Origin of the sequence: Ensifer sp. NPDC090286 (genome assembly GCF_044769565.1) — a bacterium.
GTDB lineage: Bacteria > Pseudomonadota > Alphaproteobacteria > Rhizobiales > Rhizobiaceae > Ensifer.
In genome coordinates this window covers 288,731-313,217 of sequence record NZ_JBIVYF010000001.1, presented here as the reverse complement: position 1 = coordinate 313,217, position 24,487 = coordinate 288,731, and the positions used below count along the sequence as shown (strand labels likewise).

Below are 24,487 nucleotides of genomic sequence, written 5' to 3'. Positions count from 1 at the left end.
CCTCCACCCAATCAAGCGCCAACGTTGAGGATGAGGCCGATCGCCCAACCCATCAACTGGTCCGCAGCAAAGAAGAAGGCAGCGGCAAAAAAGACCATGACAAAGACCATCAGCGTCGAGATCATCGTCTCACGCCGAGAGGGCCAGGTCACTTTCGACGTCTCAGAGCGAACCTGCTGCAGAAACGTTACCGGATTCGTTTTGGATGCCATGTAATGCTCACGCCATTACGGCGCGTAAAGCCGATGATTCAGCCCCACGCACCGCGTGTCTGTTTGGACCCTACATAAAGACCGATTCTGAAAACCACAAGAGCCAATCAGTCTTTTCTGTGAATTTCGTCGATCGGCTAACCGATCCTTAAACTTACTCTGCCGGACCCTCAGCGCTTATGCAAGCCTGGAGAGAATGGCAGGGGCAGAGGGGCTCGAACCCCCGACCTGCGGTTTTGGAGACCGCCGCTCTACCAACTGAGCTATACCCCTATTCGGCTGCGTGCGCGTTCAACAACGTGTCGCCGCCTCAAGTCAGCGGCTTCATATTCAGTTTGCCGGAGGATGACAAGCGCCTTTCACCGAAGAAGCAAAAAAATCCTCATTCAATTGCATCTATCCCCTGCCCTACCGGTCGGAGCGCCCAACAATGAAAGGCAAGTCATTGCCGCGCCACTCAGAAATGGTCGTGGCAAGTCCGGCATTCGCTATGCTGCTAGCAGCGCCCCTCATCGGAATCGATTCGCATGTCGCGCATCACGCTGGTCGAATATGATCCCCTCTGGCCGTCGCTCTTTGACGAGCAGGCGCGTTTCATCACCGCCCTGCTCTCGCCTTTCGTCCGCGAGATCCATCACATCGGCAGTACGGCGATACCGGGAATGGCTGCGAAGCCGAAAATCGATATCGATGCGGTGATCACGGACCCAGGGGCACTGCCGGGGCTCAGCGCGCGCCTCAGCAAGGCCGGCTACGCCTGTCACGGCGATCCGCACGCAAACGGCTTGCGGACGTTTACGGCGGCAACGCTCCCCTATGGTACGCGGCTCTATCTCTGTGGAGACGACAACGCCGCCCATGCGGAGCGCATGCTCTTTCGCGATGCGCTCCGGGAGAACCCAGATCTCGCCCGCCGCTACGAGACGCTGAAAAGGCAGCTCGCGAGCAAGGCTGGGGGCGATTGGGATATCTACACCAACGGCAAGCGCGCCTTCATCGAAGCAGTACTGGCGACTTGCTCAACGAAAAAGGCCCCGCCGTCGCCGGCGGGGCCTTCCTACTGAGATTTAATCAGCAGATTACTCGACGATCGAGGCAACGATGCCGGCGCCGTGTGCAAATCGCGCTTGCGCGCCATTTGCACCTTTTTTTGCTGCCGTCGGCAGTTTACGGCATCGCCTTTCGATCGTTACTCGACGATCGAGGCAACGATGCCGGCGCCGACGGTACGGCCGCCTTCGCGGATAGCGAAGCGCAGCTTTTCTTCCATCGCGATCGGAACGATCAGCTCAACGGCAACCGTGACGTTGTCGCCCGGCATAACCATTTCCGTGCCTTCCGGCAGCGTGACGATGCCCGTCACGTCCGTCGTGCGGAAGTAGAACTGCGGACGGTAGTTGGTGAAGAACGGCGTATGACGGCCGCCTTCTTCCTTCGTCAGGATGTAGGCTTCGGCCATGAACTTCTTGTGCGGCTTGACCGAACCCGGCTTGCACAGGATCTGGCCACGCTCAACGCCGTCACGGTTAACACCACGGATCAGCGCGCCGATGTTGTCGCCAGCCTGGCCCTGGTCGAGCAGCTTGCGGAACATTTCAACGCCCGTAACCGTCGTCTTCGACGTGTCGCGGATGCCGACGATTTCGACTTCTTCGCCAACCTTGACGATGCCGCGCTCGACGCGACCGGTCACAACCGTACCACGGCCCGAGATCGAGAACACGTCTTCGATCGGCATCAGGAACGGCTGGTCGATCGGACGCTCAGGCGTCGGGATGTAGGCGTCAACAGCAGCCATCAGCTCGCGGATCGCGTCTTCGCCGATCTTCTTGTCCGAATCTTCCAGAGCAGCAAGAGCCGAGCCCTTGATGATCGGAATGTCGTCGCCCGGGAATTCGTAGGACGACAGAAGTTCGCGAACTTCCAGCTCGACGAGCTCGAGAAGCTCGGCGTCGTCAACCTGGTCGACCTTGTTGAGGAACACGACGATTGCCGGAACGCCAACCTGACGAGCAAGCAGGATGTGCTCGCGGGTCTGCGGCATCGGGCCGTCAGCAGCCGAGCAAACCAGGATCGCGCCGTCCATCTGCGCTGCACCGGTGATCATGTTCTTGACGTAGTCGGCGTGGCCGGGGCAGTCAACGTGCGCGTAGTGACGGTTCGGCGTCTCATACTCAACGTGGGCCGTCGAAATCGTGATACCACGGGCCTTTTCTTCCGGAGCGGCGTCGATCTGGTCGTACGCCTTGAACTCGCCGAAGTACTTCGTGATCGCTGCGGTCAGCGACGTCTTGCCATGGTCAACGTGGCCAATCGTGCCAATGTTAACGTGCGGCTTGTTGCGCTCAAATTTGCTCTTTGCCATGGGTACGTTTCCTGTGGTCAAGTATGAATAATGATCAGCCGGCAGGGCCGGTTTGTGGAGCCGTTTAAGGGTTTCAGGGGATTTGCGCAAGACTTAATTGCGCGCGCCCGGACCGGCCGCCGACGGCCTCTTCCTGGCGATATATAAGAAGCGCGCAACGCCGGTACAAGATTCGGCATCATCGTGACGCGAATCGCTGCAGCCTCAGAACATTCAAGCGCTTAGCAGCGAATGTTTATTTGCTACATTAATCTAAAAGGAAGGAGGACACCGCTATTGGAGCGGGTAGCGGGAATCGAACCCGCGTATTCAGCTTGGAAGGCTGCTGCTCTACCATTGAGCTATACCCGCGGGCCTTCGATCCAGAAGCAGAATGGTGGAGGGAGTTGGATTTGAACCAACGTAGGCTGAGCCAACGGATTTACAGTCCGTCCCCTTTAACCACTCGGGCATCCCTCCATTATTCTGTCGGGATCTTTCGACCAAGCATTTGAGATCGTGAGACAACCAGCGACTTGTCGGTGCCGCTCTCGATCTGTGGCCGGGTATATGACTGCCTCGTTTCGTCCTGTCAACACGGCTCGGTGCAAAAAATCCGATTTTCTCCACAGCCGCAAAATTACCCCCAACGCGGAAAACCATTTCGCCGGACAGGCAAGCCCTCTATAAGACGCCAATGAGCAAAGATCGCACCGGCGACAAGAGCGCCAAGGACACCCATTACGCAAACCTGAGGCGCGCGCACCGCGACGCCAAGCGTGAGCGTGGCGAAATTCCAACCCCGAAAGAGGACAGGCGCCGCAAGGCCCCAGCCGACTGGAAAGCGCCGCAGCTCGCCCCAGAGCAAGTGCTGCTTTACGGCCTGCACACGGTTCGCGCCGCGCTGGACAATCCGGCGCGTCAGATCATTGGCCTCAGCGTGACCCAGAACGCCGCCGCAAGGCTGGAACTCGGGGAGCTTTCGGCCCTGCCCTTCCCGGTCGAAACCGTGACGCCACAGGATCTCGACAAGATTCTCGGTCCCGACGCGATCCACCAGGGCGTGATGCTCGAAACGCGCCCGCTGCCGCATCGCCGGCTCGAGGCGCTGCGCGACTGCCCGCTGATCCTCGTGCTCGACCAGGTAACCGATCCGCACAATGTCGGCGCCGTCATGCGCTCCGCCGTGGCTTTCGATGCCGGCGCACTGATCACCACCATGCGCCACAGCCCGACCGAATCGGGCGTGCTCGCCAAATCGGCCTCCGGCGCGCTGGAAATGATCCCCTATATCCAGATCACCAACCTTGGTGATGCCATCGAGGAACTGCATCGACTGGGCTTCCAGACGATCGGCCTTGATTCGGAAGGACCGCAGCCGCTGGAAGGAACGTTCAGCGGCGAGAAGATCGCGCTCGTTCTCGGCTCCGAGGGCAAGGGGCTCCGGCAGAAGACCCGCTCGATCGTCAACGACCTAGCCCGGCTCGACATGCCTGGCGCGATCAAGTCGCTGAACGTATCGAACGCAGCGGCGATCGCCATGTATGCGGCACGCCAGTATCTGAAGCGCTGACATCGCCGGACACTCCTGGCCGCCTCAGCGTTACGGCGCCGGCGGCCACATCATCCGCGACGGCTCCAAAGCCGAGGCCTTAACGCGAAATAGTGCCTGTGGATATCTCCGCACCGGTAGGATTGCGGAGCCTGATGCCGTGCGGTTTCGAAAGATCGGGAAAGAAGACGGCAAGCCGCGCCGTCACAAACCGACGGATTGCAGCGCAGGGCGACCGGGCGTGCTCATGCCGGCCGTCGGGCAGCCTTCACGCAATTTCTTCCAGGTGGTGACGTTGAGGTTCATCTCGCAGCGCGCGAGATAGGCGTTGCCATCGACGCGCAGGCAGGCGATCTGCCCAAGTTCGTATTTGGAACCGTCTCGATTGCGGCAAGTGCAGCCGTGATCCGGCGGCGCAGCCATCGTGGCTTCGGCGGCGAACAAGAAGACCACCGCAGCGGTTATGCCCCAAAGGATCGTCCGCCCGTCCATCATGAGGGCATTATAAAGCAGATATCGATATTCGAAAACGGACAATGCCGGCTACTTACGCAACCGGCACCGTCCGCACGCGGGGCATACGCCCCTCCCACCGGATCACCTCGGTGATCCGCTGAACTTGGTTTTTAGCTCGCCAGGCGAAGCACGTTGCCTTCGGAGATGGTCTTTTCAGCCTCGGCGATCGCAAACTGCTTGGAGTCGGCGCTGAGGTTCAGGCCTTCGGCGCGAACGAACTCGACATCGGTAATGCCAAGGAAGCCGAAGACCGTCTTCAGGTAGGATTCCTGGTGATCCATGACGGCCGCCGGGCCGGCGGAGTAATGGCCGCCACGGGTGGAGGCGACGATGACCTTCTTGCCCTTGGCGAGGCCTTCCGGACCGTTCTCCGTGTAGCGGAAAGTCTTGCCGGAGACGGCGATGCGGTCGATCCAGACCTTCAGCTGGCTCGGAATGCCGAAGTTGTACATCGGCGCGCCGATGATGACGGTGTCGGCGGCCAGGAATTCTTCCAGCATGTCGCGGCCGAGCTTGACGTCCGCAGCAAGACCGGCGTCGACGCCTTCGAGGTCGGCCGGAGCCATGATCTGGGCGCCGGTCAGATGCGGCAGCGAGCTGCCAGCGAGATCGCGGTAGGTCACCTGGGCATCCGGGCGGTCAGCCTTGACCTGGGCGGCAAGAGCGGCCGTCAGACGGCGGGAAACCGAGTGGTCGCCAAGGATACCGGAGTCGATATGAAGAACGTTCATGGGAACACCTTTGTGTTTACGTTGCGGTGATCCACATATGAGGGGAAAACAATGACCCGATAAGCCAGCGGATATTTGACATACTGTTTCCAGACGGAAACAATCATATCCATCATCCGCACTTCGGAGACAGGACAATGCAGGATCTGAACGACCTCGGGCTTTTTGCCGCCGTCGTGCGAAACAACGGCTTCAGCGCTGCGGCGCGGGACCTCAATATACCCAAATCCAAGCTCAGCAAACATGTGGCCCGGCTGGAGGAGCAGCTCGGTGTGCGGCTGCTTGAGCGCTCGACCCGCAAGCTGCGTGTCACCGACATCGGCCGGGTGTTCTACGAGCATTGCCAGAGCCTTCTCGACGGAGTGGCTGCCGCCGAAGCTGAGATCGCCGCCGTGCGCGCCGAACCTTCGGGCACGGTGCGGCTCGCCTGCCCGCTCGGCTTCACCCCGATGCTTGCCGATATCCTGCCAGCGTTTCACCGCCGCTACCCCGGCGTCCGGCTGCTGATTACAGCCACCAACCGTCGCATCGACCTGATCGAGGAGCGGGTCGACGTGGCGCTGCGCGCCCGCGGCCAGCTCGATACGGACAACCAGCTGATCATCCGCAAGTTTGGCGAGGTGCGCGAGCGGCTTGCCGCCAGCCCCACCTTCCTTGCCCGCTCGGGCGAGATCACGATCGAGAACCTCAGCCAACAGGCGACGCTGTCGATGAACGAACAGCACCCGACCGACGTCTGGCGGCTGGTTTCGATCGACGGCAACACGACGGAAATCACCCACCGCCCGATCATCGGCTGCAGCGACTTCCTGATTCTCGAACGCGCCGCGATCGAAGGCATGGGGGTCGCGCTCTTACCCGACCATATCTGCGAGCGCGCCTTCCGCGCCGGCGTGCTTGCGCCGGTGCTGCCCGAATGGACGTCGAATGACGTCGTCGTGCACCTCGTCTTCCCGTCCCGCCAGGGCATGTTGCCGGCGACAAGAGCCTTGATCGACTATCTGGCCGAGAACCTGCTCAACGCCCTGCAGAAATGCCGCGAGGTTCCGGTGCGCATGGGGCCGTCCTTCGACATCTGATGCCGCAGCAGTGCGGCTTTCCGATCAGCACCGACAGATCATCAGCACATTGCCGTCGGGATCGCGGGTCGTGAACCATTGCTCGGACTGCACCGGCGTCACGATCTCGACGCCGAGGGCCTGTGCATGGCTGGTTGCGGCCGCCACATCTTCCGTGTCGAAGTGAAGATGCGTGGAGCCGCTCATCGATCAAACGTTGACCGCCGACCAGGGTCGGCTCCGCATGTCATTGGCTGCACTGCTCGCCGTTTTCAAGCTCGGCAAAGGATTTGGCGCCAGCGTCGTATCGGTAGGCGATCACCTGCACCGTGCAAGTGTCCTCATACCGGGCGCACGCTTGCATCGAAACGCAAAGATGGCCTTGAACACCCCAGACCTTTGCAGGCGGCTTGTCATAGATGCCTTCGTAGATCGTCTGCGTCCGCTTAGCGCCGTCACGCCACTCAACCACGACCTCCGAGCGAAAGTGGTCGTAGCCGATGTTGCTGTATCCCACGGAATACCGGACCGACCCCAAGCCGGAAACTTGCGTCGCGCCGGAACTCATCTCCGCCCAATCGGATCCCTCCTGCGCGTTGGCAGGGCTCCAAACGATGAAACCGCACAGCAGAACGCACGCCCATCCGATCGGCGCCCGCGCTGCGGGTTTGGCGAAGCTGGCTTCGGTCGCTGCTGAAAGAACGTGTTCGATGATCAGGGCCTTTCCAAGAGAACCAGCCGAGGAATGCTCGTCTGCCGCTCATCAAAAACGGGAGGAACAATCGGCGGTGGCCGAAGCCACTGATTCCCTATAGTTCAGGAGTATGAGAACTCTTGGAAGACTGATCGTCTCCGCCGTCCTGGCATTCCTTGTCAGCCTGATCGTCGCCGGACTGTTCCTGCCGGTCTACGACATATTCGAGGGCGGGCCGTACAACTGCCTGGTGGATGGCATAGCGGCATGCGCCGCCAGCATACCGCTGAGCGCGCTGATCTATGGGCCGCTGTTTTCGATTGTCGGCGTTGTGATCGGCACGCCTGTGTTCATGGCCATCTTTGCGATGCGTGACTGACGGGCTCGCTTTGCGTCGACGCGCGTATCTGCGGCAACGCTCCGAACAATCAAATTCCGGCACGGTAGCAGCCAAAAAATCGGAAAAAACAATGAGGAAGAAATGAAGTGGTGCCCCCAGAGAGACTCGAACTCCCGACCTACTGATTACAAATCAGCCGCTCTACCAACTGAGCTATAAGGGCACTTGCTTTTGTGGGAGTTACCATAATCTCATGTGGTGTAAAGCAAAATTGCGAATTCTCCCAATTTTTCAGATGCGTTCGGTTCCGGGCCATGCCAGAAACGAGAGAGAAAGATTGCCGCTGGCGGCGCATAACATATCGAGCGGACTAGAATTTCATGGCCCGAACGTTCAATTCCTTCGCCTTTCTCGCCTCGTCCGCGGAAGAGGCACAAAAGGCTGCGGCTGATCTCAAGGCGATCTATGGCGACCATGATCCGTCGAAGGCCGATGTGATCGTCGCGCTTGGCGGCGACGGCTTCATGCTGCAGACGCTGCACCAGACAATGAACAGCGGCAAGCTGGTCTATGGCATGAACCGTGGCTCGGTCGGCTTCCTGATGAACCGCTACAGCACCGATAACCTGACGGACCGGATCTGCCAGGCGGTCGAGAACGCTTTTCATCCGCTGGAGATGCAGACGACCGACGTCTATGGCGAGAGCTTCACGGCACTTGCGATCAACGAGGTCTACCTCTTCCGCCAGTCCTACCAGGCAGCAAAGCTTCGCGTGCTGATCGACGGCAAGACACGGCTGGAGGAGTTGACCTGCGACGGGCTGCTGGTCGCCACCCCTGCCGGCTCCACCGCCTACAATCTCTCCGCCCACGGACCGATCCTGCCGCTCGAGGCCCCGCTTCTGGCGATGACCCCGGTCAGCGCCTTTCGCCCGCGCCGCTGGCGCGGTGCGCTCCTGCCGAACCATGTCACGGTCGAGATCGAAATCCTCGAGGCCGACAAGCGGCCGGTGAACGCGGTGGCGGACCATCAGGAGGTAAAGTCGGTGGTCAGGGTGAAGATCGCCGAATCGGAAAACATGACGGCGCGTATCCTTTCGGATCCCGATCATTCCTGGTCAGACCGCATCCTGGCCGAGCAATTTTCGAACTGAGCGCACGTTCTCCGCGCGACCTATGGTATTATCCTGCCGGCCAGGTCTCCGCCGGCCCGCAGAAAACGGCAACCGAGCAGCCGCCTTAAGGACGACGACCCAATGCACAGATCCGCCCTCCTCGCGCTGTTCCTGTTTTTTAGCAGCACCGGCGCCAAGGCTCAGGATGCCAACATCGTTCCGCCTGAGGCGACCTTCGTAACCAGCACCGGCTACTGGGAGGAAAGCGGAGAGCCGCTGTCGTCGCTCGACCCGAACGCCGCCGCCGAGAAGCCGGGCGACGCCCGGCGCGGCTACTACAAGCTGATCGCGCTTCGCCAGGCGGACGGAACCGCCCAGGTCCATCTGCAGCAGGTGGAAGCGACCTCGGCCGGCCCCGTGGTGATTTCGTCGGCGGAACTCGAAGAATTCTCCGCCCTCAAGGCCTATGTCACCGACATCCGTCCGGAGACATCGACCGGCGTCACCGCGCAGCCCGGCATGTTTGCGACCGTCTATCTGAAGACCGACCCGTCGGTGAGAGAACCTGAGAGCTGGACCGTGCTCATCGACGATCTCGGCGACATCAAGATCGAGCGCGCTTCCAACTGAGCAAAAGAAGGGGCCGGATGCGAACATCCGGCCCTCTTCAATTTCAGTTCGGCAGACCGCTGTCAGCCTTAGTTCAAATCATCCACGACGGCATCCGCGCCACCGGCAACGCGGTGTGCAAGGGCTGCTTCCATGAACTCGTTGAGTTCACCATCGAGAACGTCGCCCGGTGCCGTGCTTTCGACGCCGGTGCGCAGATCCTTGACCAGCTGGTAAGGCTGCAGGACGTAGGAGCGGATCTGGTGGCCCCAGCCGATGTCGGTCTTCGACGCGGCTTCGGCGTTTGCGGCATCTTCCCGCTTCTTCAACTCCGCCTCGTAGAGACGGGCGCGCAGCATGTCCCAGGCCTTTGCCCGGTTCTTGTGCTGCGAGCGCTCCTGCTGGCACTGCACGACGATTCCCGACGGGATATGCGTGATGCGCACAGCCGAGTCGGTGGTGTTGACGTGCTGGCCGCCGGCGCCCGACGAACGGTAGGTGTCGATGCGGCAGTCGCTCTCGTTGATGTCGATCTGGATCGAATCGTCGACGACCGGGTAGACCCAGATCGAGGAGAACGAGGTGTGACGGCGGGCATTGCTGTCATAGGGCGAAATACGAACGAGGCGGTGTACGCCCGATTCGGTCTTCAGCCAGCCATAGGCATTGTGGCCCTTGACGAGCAACGTCGCAGACTTGATGCCAGCTTCTTCGCCGTCCTGGATTTCCATCAGCTCGACCTTGTATCCCTGGCGCTCGGACCAGCGGGTATACATGCGCAGAAGCATGTTGGCCCAGTCCTGGCTCTCGGTGCCGCCGGCACCCGAATGCACTTCGAGATAGGTGTCGTTCTGGTCGGCCTCGCCCGAGAGCATGGCCTCGACCTGCTTCTTGGCGGCTTCGGCCTGAAGTTCGCGCAGCGCCTGTTCGGCATCGGCGATGATGGCCGCGTCGCCCTCTTCCTCACCGAGTTCGATGAGTTCGATGTTGTCGTTGAGCTGCTGCTCGAAACGACGAAGGCCATTGATGCCGTCGTCGAGTTGCTGGCGCTCGCGCATCAGCTTCTGCGCTTCCGCAGCATCGTTCCACAGGGTCGGATCTTCCGCCTTGTTGTTCAACCAGTCCAGTCGTCTTACCGCCTGATCCCAGTCAAAGATGCCTCCTCAGCAGGCTTATGGCCTGCTTGATTTCGTCGACAATATTCTCGATTTCGCTGCGCATGATCCTGCTTCTTGTGAACCGATAGGAAAGTGAGCGTCAAATAGCGATGCCCGCCGCTGATGTAAAGGCGGCGGGCATCGCGTGACGGGTATAAGGACTAGAACAGGCCGTTGGAACCGGAGGTCACTGCCTGGTTCGCCTGTGGCGAATTCTTGAGGATCTCTTCCGGCGGCACGTACTGGTCGAGACCGCCGATGACCGAGAAGGTGTCGGCCGGACCGGTGCCGGGCTTGAAGGCCTCGATGATCGTGTCAGGCTCGCCCTCTTGAGCGGCCATGCCGGTCTTGCGGTTGACGGCGACCATGCTCATGCCCTCGGGCACGACGAACTTGCTCGGGCGCGTGCCCTTCACCGCTTCGGTCATGAAGTCGTTGAAGATCGGCACGGCGAGGCTGCCGCCGGTCGCGCCGCGGCCAAGTGGGGCCGGGTTGTCGAAGCCGAGATAAAGGCCGGCGACCATGTCGGGCGTATAGCCGACGAACCAGGCATCCTTTTCGTCATTGGTCGTGCCGGTCTTGCCGGCAACCGGACGGTCGAGCTTGATCTTGCCCGCGGCCGTACCGCGCAGCACCACGCCCTCCATCATCGACGTGATCTGGTAGGAGGTCATCGGGTCGAGCACCTGCTCGCGGTTGTCGGTCAGAACAGGCTCTTCCTGGTTCTGCCAATCGCCGGCGTTGCAGTTGTCGCAGGTGCGGTCCTCGTGGCGGAAGATCGTCTTGCCGTAGCGGTCCTGGATACGGTCGATCAGCGACGGCTTGATCTGCTTGCCGCCATTGGCGAGAACCGAATAGGCCGAAACCATGCGCAGGACGGTCGTTTCGCCCGAACCCAGCGACATAGCGAGCAGCGGCGGCATCTTGTCATAGATGCCGAAGCGCTCGGCGTATTCGGCAACGAGGTTCATGCCCATGTCGTTGGCGAGGCGAACGGTCATCAGGTTGCGCGACTTCTCGATGCCGAGGCGCAGCGTCGACGGGCCGGCGGAGCCGCCGCCGTAGTTTTCCGGACGCCAGACCTGGCCGCCGGCGACGATCTCGATCGGCGCATCGAGGATAACCGACGCCGGAGTATAACCGTTGTCGAGTGCGGCTGCGTAGACGAACGGCTTGAACGACGAGCCCGGCTGGCGCATCGCCTGGGTCGCGCGGTTGAATTCCGACTGGCCATAGGAGAAGCCGCCGACCATCGCCAGCACGCGGCCGGTCTGCGGGTCCATGGCGACGAGGCCACCCTGCACCTTCGGCGGCTGGCGCAGACGATATTCACCCTTTTCGGCGAGCGGCTCGACATAGATCACGTCGCCGGCGCCGAAGACGCCTTCAGGCGATTTCGCCGACTTGCGGTCGCCGCTAGCGGAGCGATAGGCCCATTGCATGTTCTTGGCGGAGATGTGTCCGGTGACACGCTCGGCGACGATCTTGCCCGAAGCTTCCTTCTCCGGCTGGATGCCGATCTCGGCGCCCTGGCCATCGACGGAAAGTACGACAGCGAGCTTCCATTCGGGCACGTCGCTGAAGGCGACGACCGCACCGAGCGGCTCGCCCCAGTCGCCGCCGATCTCGATCGACTTGACTGGGCCGTGGAAGCCGCGACGCTCGTCATAGGTCAACAGGCCGGTCTGAAGGGCCTTGCGTGCCGCGGTCTGGAGACGCGGGTCAAGCGACGTGCGGACCGACAGGCCGCCTTCATAAAGCGCGTTGTCGCCGTACTTCTGGATGATCTGACGACGGACTTCTTCTGCGAAGAAGTCGGATGCAAAGAGATGGGCGCCGCCGCGGCGCGGATTGACGCCGAGCGGCTGCTTCTTGGCCTCTTCGCCATCGGCCTTGGTGACGTAGCCATTTTCGACCATGCGGTCGATCACCCAGTCGCGACGCTCGAGCGCTGCTGCGGTCTTGCGGAACGGATGGTAATTGGCCGGGCCTTTCGGAAGCGCTGCAAGATAGGCAGTCTCGGCAATGGTCAGCTCGGTCACCGACTTATCGAAATAGGTCAGGGCGGCGCCGGCGATGCCGTAAGAGTTCAGACCGAAGAAGATCTCATTGAGATAGAGCTCGAGAATGCGGTCCTTGCTGTAGGCCTGCTCGATACGGAAGGAGAGGATCGCTTCCTTGACCTTGCGGTCGATCGTCTGGTCGGACGAAAGCAGGAAGTTCTTGGCCACCTGCTGTGTGATCGTCGAGGCACCGACCGGACGGCGGCCGGAGCCGAAGTTCTGCAGGTTTACCGCAATGGCGCGCGCGAGACCGGTGATGTCAACGCCCGGATGCTGATAGAAGTTCTTGTCTTCCGCCGAGATAAAGGCTGCCTTGACGCGATCCGGGATGGCCTGGATCGGCAGATAGAGGCGCCGTTCGCGGGCATATTCCGCCATCAGCGCGCCGTTGCCGGCGTGGAAGCGCGTGGTCACCGGCGGCGAATATTTCGCCAGCACCTCATAGTCCGGCAGGTCCTTGGTGACGACACCAAGATAGAGCGCCACGGCTCCGGCCACACCCAGCAGCAGAAACGCGCCAATCCCGAAAAAATATCCAATCAGCCTGATCATCAGTCAGATACCGGTACCTTAATTATCGTCCAATTGCCGAACCGCCCGACTGACAGTCCATGCTCTGTCCTGCCGGCTTTTATGGCAGCGGCCCGACCAAACTCTTTCACGCGAAATCGTCTGGCGTCGCAGCGTCCCGCCAACCCGGCTCCTCATATGGCGGGGAACTCCGGGCTTCAACTCGTTTCTCAACAAATCCGGGCGCAATTCCGGTTAGGTCCCGGATTGTGCGTAAAATAGGGCTGTTATGCGATAATCCCGTGCGCATCCCGTTGAAAAGCATAGCGCTGTTACCGGGGCGACACAAATCACTTCGTTCCCGGACCTGCCTTCAAACGTCAGCCGCCGCTAGCGACAGCCTGCTCGCGGTAGCGCTGCACGGCGACTGCAAGACGCTCGGAAACCTTTTTGCGCCATTCCGGGTCGAGCAGGAGCTTTTCGTCCTCCTTGTTCGACAGGAAGCCCAGTTCAAGCAGGATCGAGGGCACGTCCGGCGCCTGCAGCACGCGGAAGCCGGCGAAACGGTGCGGATTGTTGATGAGATTGATCTGGCCCTCAAAGGACGAAACGACGGCGCGTGCCATGTTGACGGAGAAGGCCTGCGTCTCGCGGCGCGTCAGATCGATCAGGATGTCGGCCACTTCCGCCGGCTCGCTCTGAAGCGGCACGCCGGCGATTTCGTCGGACAAGTTTTCGCGCGCGGCAAGGCTTGCGGCCAGATGGTCGGAGGCCTTGTCGGAGATGGTATAGACCGTCGCGCCGCGAATATCCTTCTGGCGCAGCGCGTCCGCATGAAGCGAAATGAAGAGATGGGCGCCCTTGTTGCGGGCGATCTGCACGCGCTGGGGAAGCGAGAGGAAGACGTCCTTGTCGCGGGTGAGAAAAGCCTCGATCCCGGCGCCCTTGTTCAAGGCTTCGACGAGATCCTTGGCGAAGGCGAGCGTAACGTGCTTCTCTTCCGTCTTCGTTTCGCCGGCGAGCGCGCCGGTATCGATGCCGCCGTGGCCCGCATCGATCGCGATGATGAACGGCCCGCCTTCCTTCGTCGGGGCGACGGCAACCGGCCTGTCGGTCTTGGTGGCGGCAACCGATCCGGTCCACTGCTGCTCACCGAGAAGCGCATCGAAGCGCGCCTGATCGACGCGCTCAGCATCGAGCACGAGGCGGTAGCCCTTGCCCCCCTCTTCCGCGACGACTTCTGCATGGGTGACCGCGACCGGGCCTTTTGCCGAAAGAACGATGCGGGAGCTGCCCGCGCCCATGCCGCCGTAGCGGATCGCATCGAACAGGCCGCGCGGTTCAAGGCTGTCTGCCTTCAGGCCGAAGGCCGTTTCCGGCAGGTCGACCACGACACGAACGGGATCGGCGACATAGTGGAGGGAGAATTCCGGTTTGCGATCGAACTCGACGACGACGCGCGTGCGTGCATCGTCACCTGCGATCCGTGCCGCAAAGGCGAGCAAGGGACCCGGCTCGACGGCCCCTGCCGCCGGCACGTTCAAAAGAAGACCGCCGGCTAGCAGCGATGCTCCGAGCAGAAGCCTGCCCGCGCGCGATATCAAAGACAACAGCGAACCACGCATACAAACCGCCAAAGGCCTCACCTCGGGCTCTCCACCACTTTCTCAGAAAACCAAACAGCAGCCGACGCACGGCTGCTGTACGCACAGGTTGATCAATGAACCCTTATGGTTAACCAATGCTTGACAATGATCATCTTCCCCGGTCAGCCGGGACAATCGATTTACCGTTTATCGACCTACTCCACGTGGACGAGCGAATCGATCATTATTGTGGCGGCACGGGCTTTTCCCTTGCCAATGTGACATAGAAAACATAAAAGCGTCACAAGGAGAAAGTGTTGACGGGATAGAACAGTCGACCGGGCAGCCGGAGCTTCTCCAAAGCTTGGCGCCAGGGTGCGGTCGAACCGGATTGACCGGTTAACTTATCGCATTTCCGCGGTCGCAAGATGTTCATCCGCCGTCGCTGCATTTCCTCCCCGTACACTGGATCGCAAATTTCCGGCGGTGGCCGGAGTTCTTGATGGTGATTTTTCACCGACGCCCGCAAGCGGGCGCATTCATCGGGTCTTCATGAGACCTTAGACATTGGCATTCTTGTTTGGTCATTGATGTTGACTCAGCAGTATCGGTCAGAAGTAGCGCGGCCCCGGGACACACATGTTCCGGCTGTCGTCTGGCTGCTGCACCATCGCCTGCGCCAAACAGGAACTTTCATATCCGGCGCACCTTCCGACGTGTTTGGCAGTCTTCCTAAGGAAGCAGGTCTGTCTCCCGTTCCGCTGGCGCGCCGAGGAGCACAGCTTAGATGGCAGAGAAAATGCTTATCGATGCGTCTCATTCAGAAGAGACGCGCGTCGTTGTCGTTCGCGGGAACCGCATAGAAGAGTTCGACTTCGAGTCGGAACACAAGAAGCAGATCCGCGGCAATATCTATTTGGCGAAGGTCACCCGGGTGGAGCCCTCGCTCCAGGCCGCCTTCGTCGATTACGGCGGCAACCGCCACGGGTTCCTGGCTTTCGCCGAAATCCACCCCGACTACTACCAGATCCCGCTCGCCGACCGTCAGGCGCTTTTGAAGGCCGAAGCCGAAGAAGCGCGGCGCGACGACGACATCGAGCATGTCGAGACCGCCCCTGCCCCGGCAAGCGAACTCTCCGTTCCCGTGGATCTCGAAATCGTCACGGAAGCTGAAGCCGAGCCGGTCGCAGCCGTCGCTGACGCCGCACCGGTCGTCGAAGAGGAAGCCCCGGCGGAAAAGCCGAAGGCGAAGCCGAAGCGCACCCGCAAGACCAAGGCCAAGGCTGCGGAAGAAGCCGCTGCTGCGTCGGCCGATGGCGACGAGAGCAATGGCGGCGAGATGGCTGCCATGGTCGATACCGACGCCATTTCCGAAGATGTCGACAGCCGCCGTCGCCATGACGACGACGATGATGACGACGATAGCCACGACGGCGAAAAGGAAATCATCGAATCCGTCGGCGCCGAAGACGCCATGGAAGAGGTTCCGGACCGCCAGGTTCGCAAGCCGCGCAAGCAGTACCGTATCCAGGAAGTCATCAAGCGCCGCCAGATCCTGCTCGTTCAGGTCGCCAAGGAAGAGCGCGGCAACAAGGGCGCGGCACTAACGACCTATCTGTCGCTTGCCGGCCGTTACTCGGTGCTGATGCCGAACACCGCACGCGGCGGCGGCATCTCCCGCAAGATCACCAACCTGCAGGACCGCAAGCGCCTGAAGGAAATCGCACGCGGCCTCGAAGTGCCGCAGGGCATGGGCGTGATCCTGCGCACCGCCGGTGCCAACCGCACCAAGGTCGAGATCAAGCGCGACTTCGAATATCTGATGCGCCTGTGGGAAAACGTCCGCACGCTGACGCTGAACTCCACAGCCCCCTGCCTCGTCTATGAGGAAGGCAGCCTGATCAAGCGCTCGATCCGCGATCTCTACAACAAGGACATCAGCGAGATCATCGTTTCCGGCGAGGAAGGCTACAAGGAAGCCAAGGGCTTCATGAAGATGCTGATGCCGAGCCACGCCAAGGTGGTTCAGCCTTACCGCGACGTGCATCCGATCTTCTCGCGCTCCGGCATCGAAGCGCAACTCGACCGCATGCTGCAGCCGCAGGTAACGCTGAAGTCCGGTGGCTACATCATCATCAACCAGACGGAAGCTCTGGTTTCGATCGACGTCAACTCCGGTCGTTCGACGCGCGAGCACTCGATCGAAGACACCGCACTCCAGACCAACCTGGAAGCTGCCGAAGAAGTGGCACGCCAGCTGCGTCTGCGCGACCTTGCCGGCCTCGTCGTCATCGACTTCATCGACATGGAAGAAAAGCGGAACAACCGCTCGGTCGAGAAGCGTCTGAAGGATTGCCTGAAGAACGATCGCGCCCGCATCCAGGTCGGCCGCATCTCGCATTTCGGCCTGCTCGAAATGTCGCGCCAGCGCATTCGCGCCTCGGTGCTCGAATCGACGATGCAGACCTGCCCGCACTGCAACGGCACGGGTCATGTTCGTTCGCAGTCCTCCGTCGCCCTGCACGTGCTGCGCGGCATCGAGGAACATCTGCTCAAGAACACGACGCACGACATCACCGTGCGCACCATCCCGGATATCGCGCTCTACCTGCTCAACCAGAAGCGCGGCACGATCATGGACTACGAAGCCCGCTTCGGCGTCTCGATCATCATCGAGGCTGACGCCCATGTCGGCGCACAGCACTTCGCGATCGATCGCGGCGAGCCGGTCGAAAACCCGGTGAAGATCGAGCAGCTTCTGCACTTCGAGCCGGAAGAGGAAGAAGACGACGTCGTGATCGAAGAGGATCTCGACGAGGAAGAAGCAGAAGAAGTCGCCGGCGAACAGCGCCAGGAACAGCCGAAGGCTGTTGCCCAGTCCGACGATCAGAATGGACGCAAGCGCAAGCGCCGTCGCCGCCGTCGCGGCAAGGGTGGCCAGCAGGCCGAAGGCAGCGCCCTCCAGGTTTCCGAATCGGCAGGCGATGCTGACGACGGTTCCGATGAGGACGAAGGCGAGGACGAGGGCGTCGATGCAGACGCCGCGGCCGCTGATGGCGATCAGAAGCGCAAGCGCCGCCGCCGCGGCAAGCGTGGCGGCCGCCGCAACCGTCCGGAAGGCGAAGGTGAAGGCCAGCTCGATGCCGATGCCGATGCCGAAGCCGGCGACGATGGCGCAGACGAAGCCGAAGCCGTAGAGGCACCGGCCGCTGCAGCCGAGGTCGAAGTGGCTGTCGCCGTCGAGGAAACGGCTGTGGTTGCCGAAGAAGTCGAGGTGGCGGACGCAAAGCCTGCCAAGCCGAAGCGCACCCGCAAGAAGGCCGTCAAGGCTGAAGAGCCGGCAGTCAGCGTCGACGAAGTTGCTCAGGCAGCGATCGAAGACCAGCCCGCCGTTGCCGACCCGGCCGTCGAAGCGGTGGAAGAGGCTGCGGCCGACCTTGCCGAGACCAAGCCGGTGCGCGCCAACCGCGACCTCTCGAAGATCGCTTCCGAACCGGTGGTGACGTCGAGCGCGACGAAGCCCGAAGAGGAAGAGCCGGCCAAGCCGAAAAAGGGTGGCTGGTGGCAGCGCCGCGGCTTCTTCTAAGCCGCGCTGCAAGCGCCAAGCTCTGAAAATATGAAAGGCCCGGAGCGATCCGGGCCTTTTCCTTTAGACGGATGACAGAAGGGACTTTGCCCCTGCCCGTTCGCTCAGGCGGTCACGCCAGCCAGCGTCCGATCCTGTCCATCGCCTCGACCATGTCGGCCTCGGCGCCAGCATAGGAGAAGCGCATCGTGCGGTGCCCTTCCAGCGGATCGAAGTCGAATCCAGGGGTCGCCGCGACATTGATCTCGGCGAGCATCCGCTTGGCAAAGGCCATGCTGTCATTGGTAAAGCGCGTGACATCCACGTAGGCGTAGAAGGCGCCGTCCATCGGCGAGGCGATCGCGAAGCCGATCTCCGGCAAGCGCTTCATCAGCATGTCCCGGTTGGCGGCATAGGCGGTCTTGTAGCGGTCGAGTTCCTCAGGCACGTCGAGTGCTGCTTCTGCCGCAATCTGCGAGAGCTCGGGCGGCGAGATGTAGAGGCTCTGGGCGATGCGCTCGAAACCGCGCACCTTGTCGGCCGGCAGCACCATCCAGCCAATCCGCCAGCCGGTCATGCAGTAGTATTTCGAGAAGGAGTTGATGACGATCACCTCGTCGGTCACCTCCAGCGCGCTGGCCTCTTCGCCGGCAAAGGTCAGCCCGTGATAGATCTCGTCGGAGATGAAGGCAATCGATTCGGCTCGGCAATAGTCAGCCAGCGCCTTGAGGCCGGCCCTGCCCGTCACGGTGCCGGTCGGATTGGCCGGGCTCGCCAAAAGCACGCCCTTTAAAGGACGGCCTAATTTCGCAGCGGCACGTGAAAGACTTTCGGGCGTCAGGGTGAAGCCGGTCTCGGCATTGGCCTCGACCTCGACGACGGTCAGGCCGAGGGCCGCGAGGATGTTGCGGTAGGCTGGGTAGCCCGGCCGCGCAATGGCAACACAGTCGCCGGGATCGAAGAGAGCCAGGAAGGCGAGATTGAAACCGGCGGATGAGCCGGTGGTGACCGCCACCCGCTGCGGATCGAGCGCGATGCCGTGGCGCTTTTCATAGTGCCGGGCGATCGCGGTGCGCAGCGACAAGGTGCCGAGTGCGTCTGTATAGCCGAGCCTGCCATGCTCAAGCCCCTTGCGCGCAGCGTCGAGCGCTGCCTTGGGTGCTGGGTGGGCTGGCTGCCCAACCGCCATCGAGATCACCGGGTGGCCGGCATCGCGGCGACGGGTCGCCTCCGCAAGTACGTCCATCGCATGGAAAGGTTCGACGGCACTACGTTTTGACAAATCTACCAACGGAAAATCCTCGATATGCGGCTGTTCTCCAGCCCTTTGCCCGATGAAAATGACCTTCACAAGTCCGCGAGTGCCGTATTTCCGCCGATTTTGCCGTTTCGTTTCCGCAGCACCCACCCTATGCTGCCGGCATATTGCGGATACGAGGAATCCTGTTGTCATTCAGAACAGCCGGTTGCCCCGGCGACACGCGATGGACGACACACGGGATACGCAAGGACAACGAGGTAGAAATGAACTTCAGCACCAAGATGATTGCCGCCGGGACGCTCGTAGCGCTCGTAGCCGGGGTCAGCCTGCCCCAGAACGCTTTCGCGCTCGACGCGAAGCAGAAGGAAGAGATCGGCGCCTTCATCAAGGAATACCTGATCGCCAATCCGGAGATCATGCTCGAGGTCCAGGAGGCGCTGACGACGAAACAGCGCGCCAAGCAGCAGGAAGCGGCGGAAGGCGCGATCACCGAGAACAAGAAGGCGATCTTCAATTCCGACTACGATATGGTGCTCGGCAACCCCAAGGGCGACGTCACCGTCGTCGAGTTCTACGACTACAATTGCGGCTACTGCAAACGCGCGCTTTCCGACATGGACGACATCCTCGCCAAGGACAAGAACGTGCGCTTCGTGCTGAAGGAGCTGCCGATCCTCGGCCCGGATTCGCTGGCCGCCCACAAGGTGAGCGCCGCCTTCCGCCTGGTCGCTCCGGAAAAATACGGTGACTTCCACCGGGCGCTGCTCGGCGGCGAGGACCGCGCCACGGAGGAGACGGCGCTTGCGGTTGCCGCCAAGCTCGGCGTTTCCGAAAAGGACCTTCGCGCCAAGATGGAAAAGGAGCCGCATGACGCGGCCGTGCGCGAGGCCTACAGCCTTGCCAACGACCTCGGCATCACGGGAACGCCTTCCTACGTCATCGGCAACGAAGCGGTCTTCGGAGCCGTCGGCGCCGAGGAGATCGAAGGCAAGGTCGCCAATATGCGCGAATGCGGCAAGACCGCCTGCTGACAAACCTTCCCATGACTGTGGACAAATCCCGCGGGGGCCCAAAGGGCTTTTCCTCGCGGGACCATCAGTCTATAGGTAACCCTCCATGACCGGACCGGAATCCCTTATGCCATCGACCATTTTCGTGCTGAACGGCCCCAACCTAAATGCGCTGGGCAAGCGCGAACCGGGTATTTATGGCGGCCAGACGCTGGCCGACATCGAGGCCATGTGCAAGGCGGAAGGCAAGGCGCTCGGCTTCGACGTCGATTTCCGCCAGTCGAACCATGAGGGAACGCTGGTCGATTGGCTGCACGAGGCCGGCAACGTCGCCGTGGGCGTGGCAATCAACCCGGCTGCCTATGGCCACACGTCGATCGCACTTCACGATGCCATCCGCGCCATCGGCATTCCGGTCGTCGAACTGCACCTCTCGAACATCCATGCGCGTGAGGAGTTCCGCCACAAGTCGATGATCGCACCCGCCGTCAAGGGCGTCATCTGCGGCTTCGGCGCCCAGAGTTACATTCTTGCGCTGCATGCGCTAAAGAACCTGACAAATCCGTCGAAATAAAAAGAACACAAGAGGCTCATATTCCATGGCTGACAAGAAACCAGGTATCGACCAGGCGCTGATCCGCGATCTCGCCAACATTCTCAAGGACACCGATCTGACCGAGATCGAAGTCGAGCAGGACGACCTGCGCATTCGCGTTTCGCGCAACGGCACGCCGGTTGCGATGCCGATGGCCATGCCGCAGATGCCGGCTTACCAGATGCCCGCCGCAGCGGCCGCCCCGGCAAACGCCGTTGCAGCTCCAGCCGCCGAAAGCGCCCGTGCGTCGAAGAATGCCGTGACTGCGCCGATGGTCGGTACTGCCTATCTGTCCCCCGCACCGGGAGCCCGCCCCTTCGTTGAGGTCGGTGCCACGGTCAAGGAAGGCCAGACGATCCTCATCATCGAAGCGATGAAGACGATGAACCAGATCCCGGCTCCGCGCTCGGGCAAGGTCACCGAAATCTTCGTCCAGGACGCAGCCCCCGTCGAATATGGCGAACCGCTGATCGTAATCGAATAAGGCGGCGCGGCGATGATCTCGAAAATTCTCATTGCCAATCGCGGCGAAATCGCCCTTCGCGTGCTTCGTGCCTGCAAGGAACTCGGCATCGCCACGGTCGCCGTTCATTCCACGGCCGACGCCGACGCCATGCATGTGCGCCTCGCCGACGAGAGCGTCTGCATCGGCCCGCCGCCCTCGCGCGATAGCTATCTGAACATTCACCAGATCGTCGCCGCCTGCGAAATCACCGGTGCCGACGCAGTGCATCCGGGCTACGGCTTCCTGTCGGAAAACGCCAAGTTCGCCGAAATCCTCGAAGCGCACGACATCACCTTCATCGGCCCGACGGCGGAACACATCCGCATCATGGGTGACAAGATCACCGCCAAGCAGACGGCGCAGGAACTAGGCATCCCGGTCGTTCCGGGATCAGACGGCGAAGTGAAGCCGGAAAACGCGCTCGAAGTCGCCCGCAAGATCGGTTTCCCGGTCCTGATCAAGGCGACCGCCGGTGGCGGCGGCCGCGGCATGAAGGTCGCCCGCAGCGAGGCGGACCTCGAGGAAGCCGTTGCGACGGCCCGCACCGAAGCGCTTGCGGCTTTCGGCAACGACGCCGTCTACATGGAGAAGTACCTCTCCAAGCCGCGTCACATCGAAATCCAGGTCGTCGGCGACGGCGCCGGCAATGCGGTGCACCTCGGCGAACGCGATTGCTCGCTTCAGCGCCGTCACCAGAAGGTCTGGGAAGAGGCGAATTCCCCGGCCCTCAACGTCGACCAGCGCATGAAGATCGGCCAGATCTGCGCCGACGCGATGAAGAAGCTGAAGTATCGCGGCGCCGGCACGGTCGAGTTCCTCTACGAGAACGGCGAGTTCTATTTCATCGAAATGAACACCCGTCTCCAGGTGGAGCATCCGATCACCGAAGCGATCACCGGCATCGACCTCGTGCATGAGCAGATCCGCGTCGCCTCCGGCGGCGGTCTCTCGGTCCAGCAGGAAGACATCGTGTTTTCCGGCCACGCGATCGAGTGCCGCATCAATGCCGAAGACCCGCGCACCTTCGTTCCCTCCCCGGGCACGATCACGCATTTCCATGCGCCGGGCGGTCTTGGCGTGCGCGTCGATTCAGGCGCCTATCAGGGTTACCGGATCCCGCCTTACTACGACAGCCTGATCGGCAAGCTGATCGTGCATGGCCGTACGCGCGTCGAATGCATGATGCGCCTGCGCCGCGTGCTTGACGAATTTGTCATCGACGGCATCAAGACGACGCTTCCGCTGTTCCAGGACCTGATCAATAATCAGGACATTGCCAACGGCGACTACGACATCCACTGGCTGGAGAAGCATCTGGCCGCGACGTCCGAGTAAGGACCAGACATTGAAAGGGACGCGCAGCAAGCAGCCCGATATTACGCCGGACATGCTGCTGCGCGCCTATTCGATCGGCCTCTTCCCGATGGCCGATTCGGCCGATGATCCGGAGCTCTTCTGGGTCGAGCCGGAAATTCGCGGGGTGATCCCGCTCGCAGGCTTCCACACCTCTCGCAGCCTCGCCAAGACCATCCGCCGAAAGCCTTTCGACATCCGCTTCAACACCGCCTTCGAAGCGGTCATGGACGGCTGTGCTGCCCCTGCTCCCGACCGGCCAACCACCTGGATCAACAACAAGATCCGCACGCTCTACGCGACACTGCACTCGATGGGCTATGCCCACAGCGTCGAAGCCTGGGAAGGCGACCAACTGGTCGGGGGGCTTTACGGGGTTTCGCTCGGCTCGGCCTTCTTCGGCGAAAGCATGTTTTCCAGACGCACAGACGCCTCGAAGATCTGCCTCGTGCATCTGGTCGAGCGACTGAAGGCGCGCGGCTTCGAACTGCTCGATACACAGTTCACCACCGAACACCTGAAGTCGTTCGGCGCCGTCGACGTGCCGAAGGCGGAATACGAAGTGTTGCTCGCGAACGCGATGTCGTCGCCCGACCTCGCCTTCTAACCAAGCCAGATTTTAAAGAATGGGGATATGCCCCGCCGCTCAGCGCTTCTGCGCGGTATCCGGCGGCGGCAGGTCCGAGGTCGCCTTGCAGGACTGCAGCCAGACGTCATAGACCGGATGCTCGACGGCGTTCAGACCGGGGCTGTCGGCAAACATCCAGCCGGTGAAGATGCGGCGGATCTTGCGGTCGAGCGTGATTTCCTCGACCTCGACGAAGGTGGTGATCTTCTGCGCTTCCGTGTCGTCGCGGCTGTAGCAGACGCGCGGCGTGACCTGGAGGGCGCCGAACTGCACGGTCTCGCCGATATAGACGTCGAAGGTGGTGATGCGGCCGGTGATCTTGTCGATGCCGGAGAAGACGGCAACGGCGTTGGAAAGGCGGGCTGCGTCAACGGCTTCCGCAGATGCGACCAGCGGCAAGGCGGCAAGCAGGGACAAGCCCAAGCGCCGTGCTCCTTGGCCGATTGCCTTGCGCAGATCAGAACCTGCCATCGTCGCCTGTCTCCCGCGTATCCTGTTCGTCATGGATTTCAGGCGCTAACCATCAATTGTGGCCGCGCCATGATCGAGGAACCCATTCCGCGGTCCGTCGTCGTCACTGAGAACAGATTATTCAGGAGCCGGGCGTCCAGGCGTCGTAGTCGCCGGTCACGCGCGGGCGCTTGCCGGTGGCAGCGATCGAGCCTTGCGGGCGGTAGGCGTTGGCCGTGCCGGTCGGATTGGCGCGGTGCGCCTTCTGCCATTCGCGTGGCGTGTACTTTTCATCGGCCGGCGAAACGTCGGTCCGGTGGTGCATCCAGCCGTGCCAGCCGGCCGGAATGGCGGAAGCTTCGGCGTAGCCGTTGTAGATCACCCAGCGGCGGGTGCGACCTTCAGAGTCCTTGCCGCCCTGGTAGTAGACATTGCCGAGTTCGTCTTGACCGACCCGTTGACCGTGGCGCCAGGTGTGAAAGCGCGTTCCGATCGTCTGTTCGTTCCACCAGGTGAAAATCTGCAGCAGGAGCTTCATGGATGCCGTCCTTGACCGGCCGTTGGGAAGGCGGCCAGATACCAAAACAATGTTCCCGCTTATGCCCCGCCGCTCAGGGCTTGTCCAGTGATTCC

At 61.6% G+C, this 24,487-nt stretch carries 24 protein-coding genes and 4 tRNA genes; 12 read left to right on the top strand and 16 right to left on the bottom strand.

Going from position 1 to position 24,487, the window contains the following annotated elements; all coding sequences use genetic code 11:
• Window positions 1-11: 11 nt before the first annotated feature.
• Window positions 12-212: a preprotein translocase subunit SecE gene (secE, locus tag ACIQUG_RS01525; protein ID WP_034795473.1), complete on the bottom strand. Its 201-nt coding sequence runs from the start codon at window positions 210-212 to the stop codon at window positions 12-14.
• A 197-nt stretch (window positions 213-409) separates the two neighbouring features.
• Window positions 410-485 (bottom strand) — tRNA-Trp (locus ACIQUG_RS01520).
• A gap of 254 nt (window positions 486-739) precedes the next feature.
• Here ACIQUG_RS01520 and ACIQUG_RS01515 point away from each other — a divergent pair.
• Window positions 740-1,276, top strand: coding sequence for a GrpB family protein (locus ACIQUG_RS01515; protein ID WP_402316703.1), 537 nt, complete (start codon window positions 740-742; stop codon window positions 1,274-1,276).
• A 125-nt stretch (window positions 1,277-1,401) separates the two neighbouring features.
• Here ACIQUG_RS01515 and tuf read toward each other — a convergent pair whose 3' ends face one another.
• The 3 genes from tuf to ACIQUG_RS01500 form a co-directional block, all read right to left on the bottom strand.
• Window positions 1,402-2,577 carry an elongation factor Tu gene (gene tuf, locus ACIQUG_RS01510; protein WP_034795467.1) on the bottom strand — a complete coding sequence of 392 codons (1,176 nt, stop codon included), beginning with the start codon at window positions 2,575-2,577 and terminating at the stop codon, window positions 1,402-1,404.
• Between the two features lie 277 nt (window positions 2,578-2,854).
• Window positions 2,855-2,928: transfer RNA gene (locus ACIQUG_RS01505), tRNA-Gly, on the bottom strand.
• Between the two features lie 23 nt (window positions 2,929-2,951).
• Window positions 2,952-3,036 (bottom strand) — tRNA-Tyr (locus tag ACIQUG_RS01500).
• Window positions 3,037-3,253: 217 nt separating this feature from the next.
• Between ACIQUG_RS01500 and ACIQUG_RS01495 the strand changes: the two genes are divergently transcribed.
• Entirely contained in the window at window positions 3,254-4,129 is an 876-nt protein-coding gene (locus tag ACIQUG_RS01495; RefSeq protein WP_043614183.1) for an RNA methyltransferase, read from the top strand.
• Between the two features lie 183 nt (window positions 4,130-4,312).
• Here ACIQUG_RS01495 and ACIQUG_RS01490 read toward each other — a convergent pair whose 3' ends face one another.
• The gene (locus tag ACIQUG_RS01490; RefSeq protein WP_402316700.1) at window positions 4,313-4,603 is read right to left on the bottom strand and encodes a hypothetical protein; all 291 of its coding nucleotides are present in this window, start codon (window positions 4,601-4,603) and stop codon (window positions 4,313-4,315) included.
• A 131-nt stretch (window positions 4,604-4,734) separates the two neighbouring features.
• Window positions 4,735-5,355: an FMN-dependent NADH-azoreductase gene (locus tag ACIQUG_RS01485; RefSeq protein ID WP_205239094.1), complete on the bottom strand. Its 621-nt coding sequence runs from the start codon at window positions 5,353-5,355 to the stop codon at window positions 4,735-4,737.
• Window positions 5,356-5,492: 137 nt separating this feature from the next.
• On the opposite strand from ACIQUG_RS01485, the gene ACIQUG_RS01480 reads away from it, so the two are divergent.
• Window positions 5,493-6,434 (top strand): LysR family transcriptional regulator, encoded by a 942-nt coding sequence (locus ACIQUG_RS01480; protein ID WP_192447229.1) that lies wholly within the window; start codon window positions 5,493-5,495, stop codon window positions 6,432-6,434.
• A gap of 24 nt (window positions 6,435-6,458) precedes the next feature.
• Here ACIQUG_RS01480 and ACIQUG_RS01475 read toward each other — a convergent pair whose 3' ends face one another.
• Complete coding sequence (locus ACIQUG_RS01475) at window positions 6,459-6,620, bottom strand: VOC family protein (RefSeq protein WP_402316696.1); 162 nt, start codon at window positions 6,618-6,620, stop codon at window positions 6,459-6,461.
• A 40-nt stretch (window positions 6,621-6,660) separates the two neighbouring features.
• Window positions 6,661-6,981, bottom strand: coding sequence for a hypothetical protein (locus tag ACIQUG_RS01470; RefSeq protein WP_402316693.1), 321 nt, complete (start codon window positions 6,979-6,981; stop codon window positions 6,661-6,663).
• A gap of 256 nt (window positions 6,982-7,237) precedes the next feature.
• On the opposite strand from ACIQUG_RS01470, the gene ACIQUG_RS01465 reads away from it, so the two are divergent.
• Window positions 7,238-7,486 carry a hypothetical protein gene (locus ACIQUG_RS01465; protein WP_402316690.1) on the top strand — a complete coding sequence of 83 codons (249 nt, stop codon included), beginning with the start codon at window positions 7,238-7,240 and terminating at the stop codon, window positions 7,484-7,486.
• Window positions 7,487-7,594: 108 nt separating this feature from the next.
• On the opposite strand, the gene ACIQUG_RS01460 is transcribed toward ACIQUG_RS01465, so the two are convergent.
• Window positions 7,595-7,670: transfer RNA gene (locus tag ACIQUG_RS01460), tRNA-Thr, on the bottom strand.
• Between the two features lie 157 nt (window positions 7,671-7,827).
• On the opposite strand from ACIQUG_RS01460, the gene ACIQUG_RS01455 reads away from it, so the two are divergent.
• Together ACIQUG_RS01455 and ACIQUG_RS01450 are read left to right on the top strand one after the other, a co-directional pair.
• Window positions 7,828-8,601, top strand: a complete 774-nt coding sequence (locus tag ACIQUG_RS01455; RefSeq protein WP_402316688.1) for an NAD kinase — start codon at window positions 7,828-7,830, stop codon at window positions 8,599-8,601.
• Between the two features lie 102 nt (window positions 8,602-8,703).
• The gene (locus ACIQUG_RS01450) at window positions 8,704-9,192 is read left to right on the top strand and encodes a hypothetical protein (RefSeq protein WP_043614167.1); all 489 of its coding nucleotides are present in this window, start codon (window positions 8,704-8,706) and stop codon (window positions 9,190-9,192) included.
• A 68-nt stretch (window positions 9,193-9,260) separates the two neighbouring features.
• On the opposite strand, the gene prfB is transcribed toward ACIQUG_RS01450, so the two are convergent.
• The 3 genes from prfB to ACIQUG_RS01435 form a co-directional block, all read right to left on the bottom strand.
• Window positions 9,261-10,392, bottom strand: a protein-coding gene (gene prfB, locus ACIQUG_RS01445) for a peptide chain release factor 2 (protein ID WP_156134014.1) whose coding sequence is annotated in 2 segments (ribosomal slippage) — window positions 9,261-10,322 and window positions 10,324-10,392 — 1,131 coding nt in all. Because the reading frame shifts where the segments join, the coding sequence is not laid out codon by codon here.
• A 97-nt stretch (window positions 10,393-10,489) separates the two neighbouring features.
• Window positions 10,490-12,943: a penicillin-binding protein 1A gene (locus ACIQUG_RS01440; RefSeq protein WP_043614161.1), complete on the bottom strand. Its 2,454-nt coding sequence runs from the start codon at window positions 12,941-12,943 to the stop codon at window positions 10,490-10,492.
• A gap of 338 nt (window positions 12,944-13,281) precedes the next feature.
• Window positions 13,282-14,526 carry an N-acetylmuramoyl-L-alanine amidase gene (locus ACIQUG_RS01435; protein ID WP_402316685.1) on the bottom strand — a complete coding sequence of 415 codons (1,245 nt, stop codon included), beginning with the start codon at window positions 14,524-14,526 and terminating at the stop codon, window positions 13,282-13,284.
• A 748-nt stretch (window positions 14,527-15,274) separates the two neighbouring features.
• On the opposite strand from ACIQUG_RS01435, the gene ACIQUG_RS01430 reads away from it, so the two are divergent.
• Window positions 15,275-18,073 carry a ribonuclease E/G gene (locus tag ACIQUG_RS01430; RefSeq protein ID WP_402316683.1) on the top strand — a complete coding sequence of 933 codons (2,799 nt, stop codon included), beginning with the start codon at window positions 15,275-15,277 and terminating at the stop codon, window positions 18,071-18,073.
• A gap of 112 nt (window positions 18,074-18,185) precedes the next feature.
• Here ACIQUG_RS01430 and ACIQUG_RS01425 read toward each other — a convergent pair whose 3' ends face one another.
• Window positions 18,186-19,343 carry a pyridoxal phosphate-dependent aminotransferase gene (locus tag ACIQUG_RS01425; RefSeq protein WP_402316680.1) on the bottom strand — a complete coding sequence of 386 codons (1,158 nt, stop codon included), beginning with the start codon at window positions 19,341-19,343 and terminating at the stop codon, window positions 18,186-18,188.
• 233 nt (window positions 19,344-19,576) lie between these two features.
• Here ACIQUG_RS01425 and ACIQUG_RS01420 point away from each other — a divergent pair, with 233 nt between their 5' ends.
• The 5 genes from ACIQUG_RS01420 to aat all read left to right on the top strand — a co-directional run bounded on the left by ACIQUG_RS01420 (window position 19,577) and on the right by aat (window position 23,383).
• On the top strand, window positions 19,577-20,344 hold the full coding sequence (locus ACIQUG_RS01420) for a DsbA family protein (protein ID WP_402316677.1): 768 nt from the start codon (window positions 19,577-19,579) through the stop codon (window positions 20,342-20,344).
• Window positions 20,345-20,450: 106 nt separating this feature from the next.
• The gene (aroQ, locus tag ACIQUG_RS01415; RefSeq protein WP_402316675.1) at window positions 20,451-20,897 is read left to right on the top strand and encodes a type II 3-dehydroquinate dehydratase; all 447 of its coding nucleotides are present in this window, start codon (window positions 20,451-20,453) and stop codon (window positions 20,895-20,897) included.
• Window positions 20,898-20,922: 25 nt separating this feature from the next.
• Window positions 20,923-21,402, top strand: a complete 480-nt coding sequence (gene accB, locus ACIQUG_RS01410; RefSeq protein ID WP_043614150.1) for an acetyl-CoA carboxylase biotin carboxyl carrier protein — start codon at window positions 20,923-20,925, stop codon at window positions 21,400-21,402.
• 12 nt (window positions 21,403-21,414) lie between these two features.
• Complete coding sequence (gene accC / locus ACIQUG_RS01405) at window positions 21,415-22,758, top strand: acetyl-CoA carboxylase biotin carboxylase subunit (protein WP_043614147.1); 1,344 nt, start codon at window positions 21,415-21,417, stop codon at window positions 22,756-22,758.
• 10 nt (window positions 22,759-22,768) lie between these two features.
• Window positions 22,769-23,383 (top strand): leucyl/phenylalanyl-tRNA--protein transferase, encoded by a 615-nt coding sequence (gene aat, locus ACIQUG_RS01400; protein ID WP_043614144.1) that lies wholly within the window; start codon window positions 22,769-22,771, stop codon window positions 23,381-23,383.
• A 39-nt stretch (window positions 23,384-23,422) separates the two neighbouring features.
• On the opposite strand, the gene ACIQUG_RS01395 is transcribed toward aat, so the two are convergent.
• Window positions 23,423-23,875: a DUF2155 domain-containing protein gene (locus ACIQUG_RS01395; protein ID WP_043614142.1), complete on the bottom strand. Its 453-nt coding sequence runs from the start codon at window positions 23,873-23,875 to the stop codon at window positions 23,423-23,425.
• 121 nt (window positions 23,876-23,996) lie between these two features.
• Window positions 23,997-24,392: an NADH:ubiquinone oxidoreductase subunit NDUFA12 gene (locus ACIQUG_RS01390; RefSeq protein ID WP_043614139.1), complete on the bottom strand. Its 396-nt coding sequence runs from the start codon at window positions 24,390-24,392 to the stop codon at window positions 23,997-23,999.
• Window positions 24,393-24,487: the final 95 nt, after the last annotated feature.

Bases quoted from the DNA above. Each gene is read 5' to 3' on its own strand.
- secE (WP_034795473.1), bottom strand. From the start codon at position 212: ATGGCATCCAAAACGAATCCGGTAACGTTTCTGCAGCAGGTTCGCTCT.
- ACIQUG_RS01515 (WP_402316703.1), top strand. From the start codon at position 740: ATGTCGCGCATCACGCTGGTCGAATATGATCCCCTCTGGCCGTCGCTC.
- tuf (WP_034795467.1), bottom strand. From the start codon at position 2,577: ATGGCAAAGAGCAAATTTGAGCGCAACAAGCCGCACGTTAACATTGGC.
- ACIQUG_RS01495 (WP_043614183.1), top strand. From the start codon at position 3,254: ATGAGCAAAGATCGCACCGGCGACAAGAGCGCCAAGGACACCCATTAC.
- ACIQUG_RS01490 (WP_402316700.1), bottom strand. From the start codon at position 4,603: ATGATGGACGGGCGGACGATCCTTTGGGGCATAACCGCTGCGGTGGTC.
- ACIQUG_RS01485 (WP_205239094.1), bottom strand. From the start codon at position 5,355: ATGAACGTTCTTCATATCGACTCCGGTATCCTTGGCGACCACTCGGTT.
- ACIQUG_RS01480 (WP_192447229.1), top strand. From the start codon at position 5,493: ATGCAGGATCTGAACGACCTCGGGCTTTTTGCCGCCGTCGTGCGAAAC.
- ACIQUG_RS01475 (WP_402316696.1), bottom strand. From the start codon at position 6,620: ATGAGCGGCTCCACGCATCTTCACTTCGACACGGAAGATGTGGCGGCC.
- ACIQUG_RS01470 (WP_402316693.1), bottom strand. From the start codon at position 6,981: ATGAGTTCCGGCGCGACGCAAGTTTCCGGCTTGGGGTCGGTCCGGTAT.
- ACIQUG_RS01465 (WP_402316690.1), top strand. From the start codon at position 7,238: ATGAGAACTCTTGGAAGACTGATCGTCTCCGCCGTCCTGGCATTCCTT.
- ACIQUG_RS01455 (WP_402316688.1), top strand. From the start codon at position 7,828: ATGGCCCGAACGTTCAATTCCTTCGCCTTTCTCGCCTCGTCCGCGGAA.
- ACIQUG_RS01450 (WP_043614167.1), top strand. From the start codon at position 8,704: ATGCACAGATCCGCCCTCCTCGCGCTGTTCCTGTTTTTTAGCAGCACC.
- ACIQUG_RS01440 (WP_043614161.1), bottom strand. From the start codon at position 12,943: ATGATCAGGCTGATTGGATATTTTTTCGGGATTGGCGCGTTTCTGCTG.
- ACIQUG_RS01435 (WP_402316685.1), bottom strand. From the start codon at position 14,526: ATGCGTGGTTCGCTGTTGTCTTTGATATCGCGCGCGGGCAGGCTTCTG.
- ACIQUG_RS01430 (WP_402316683.1), top strand. From the start codon at position 15,275: ATGGCAGAGAAAATGCTTATCGATGCGTCTCATTCAGAAGAGACGCGC.
- ACIQUG_RS01420 (WP_402316677.1), top strand. From the start codon at position 19,577: ATGAACTTCAGCACCAAGATGATTGCCGCCGGGACGCTCGTAGCGCTC.
- aroQ (WP_402316675.1), top strand. From the start codon at position 20,451: ATGCCATCGACCATTTTCGTGCTGAACGGCCCCAACCTAAATGCGCTG.
- accB (WP_043614150.1), top strand. From the start codon at position 20,923: ATGGCTGACAAGAAACCAGGTATCGACCAGGCGCTGATCCGCGATCTC.
- accC (WP_043614147.1), top strand. From the start codon at position 21,415: ATGATCTCGAAAATTCTCATTGCCAATCGCGGCGAAATCGCCCTTCGC.
- ACIQUG_RS01395 (WP_043614142.1), bottom strand. From the start codon at position 23,875: ATGGCAGGTTCTGATCTGCGCAAGGCAATCGGCCAAGGAGCACGGCGC.
- ACIQUG_RS01390 (WP_043614139.1), bottom strand. From the start codon at position 24,392: ATGAAGCTCCTGCTGCAGATTTTCACCTGGTGGAACGAACAGACGATC.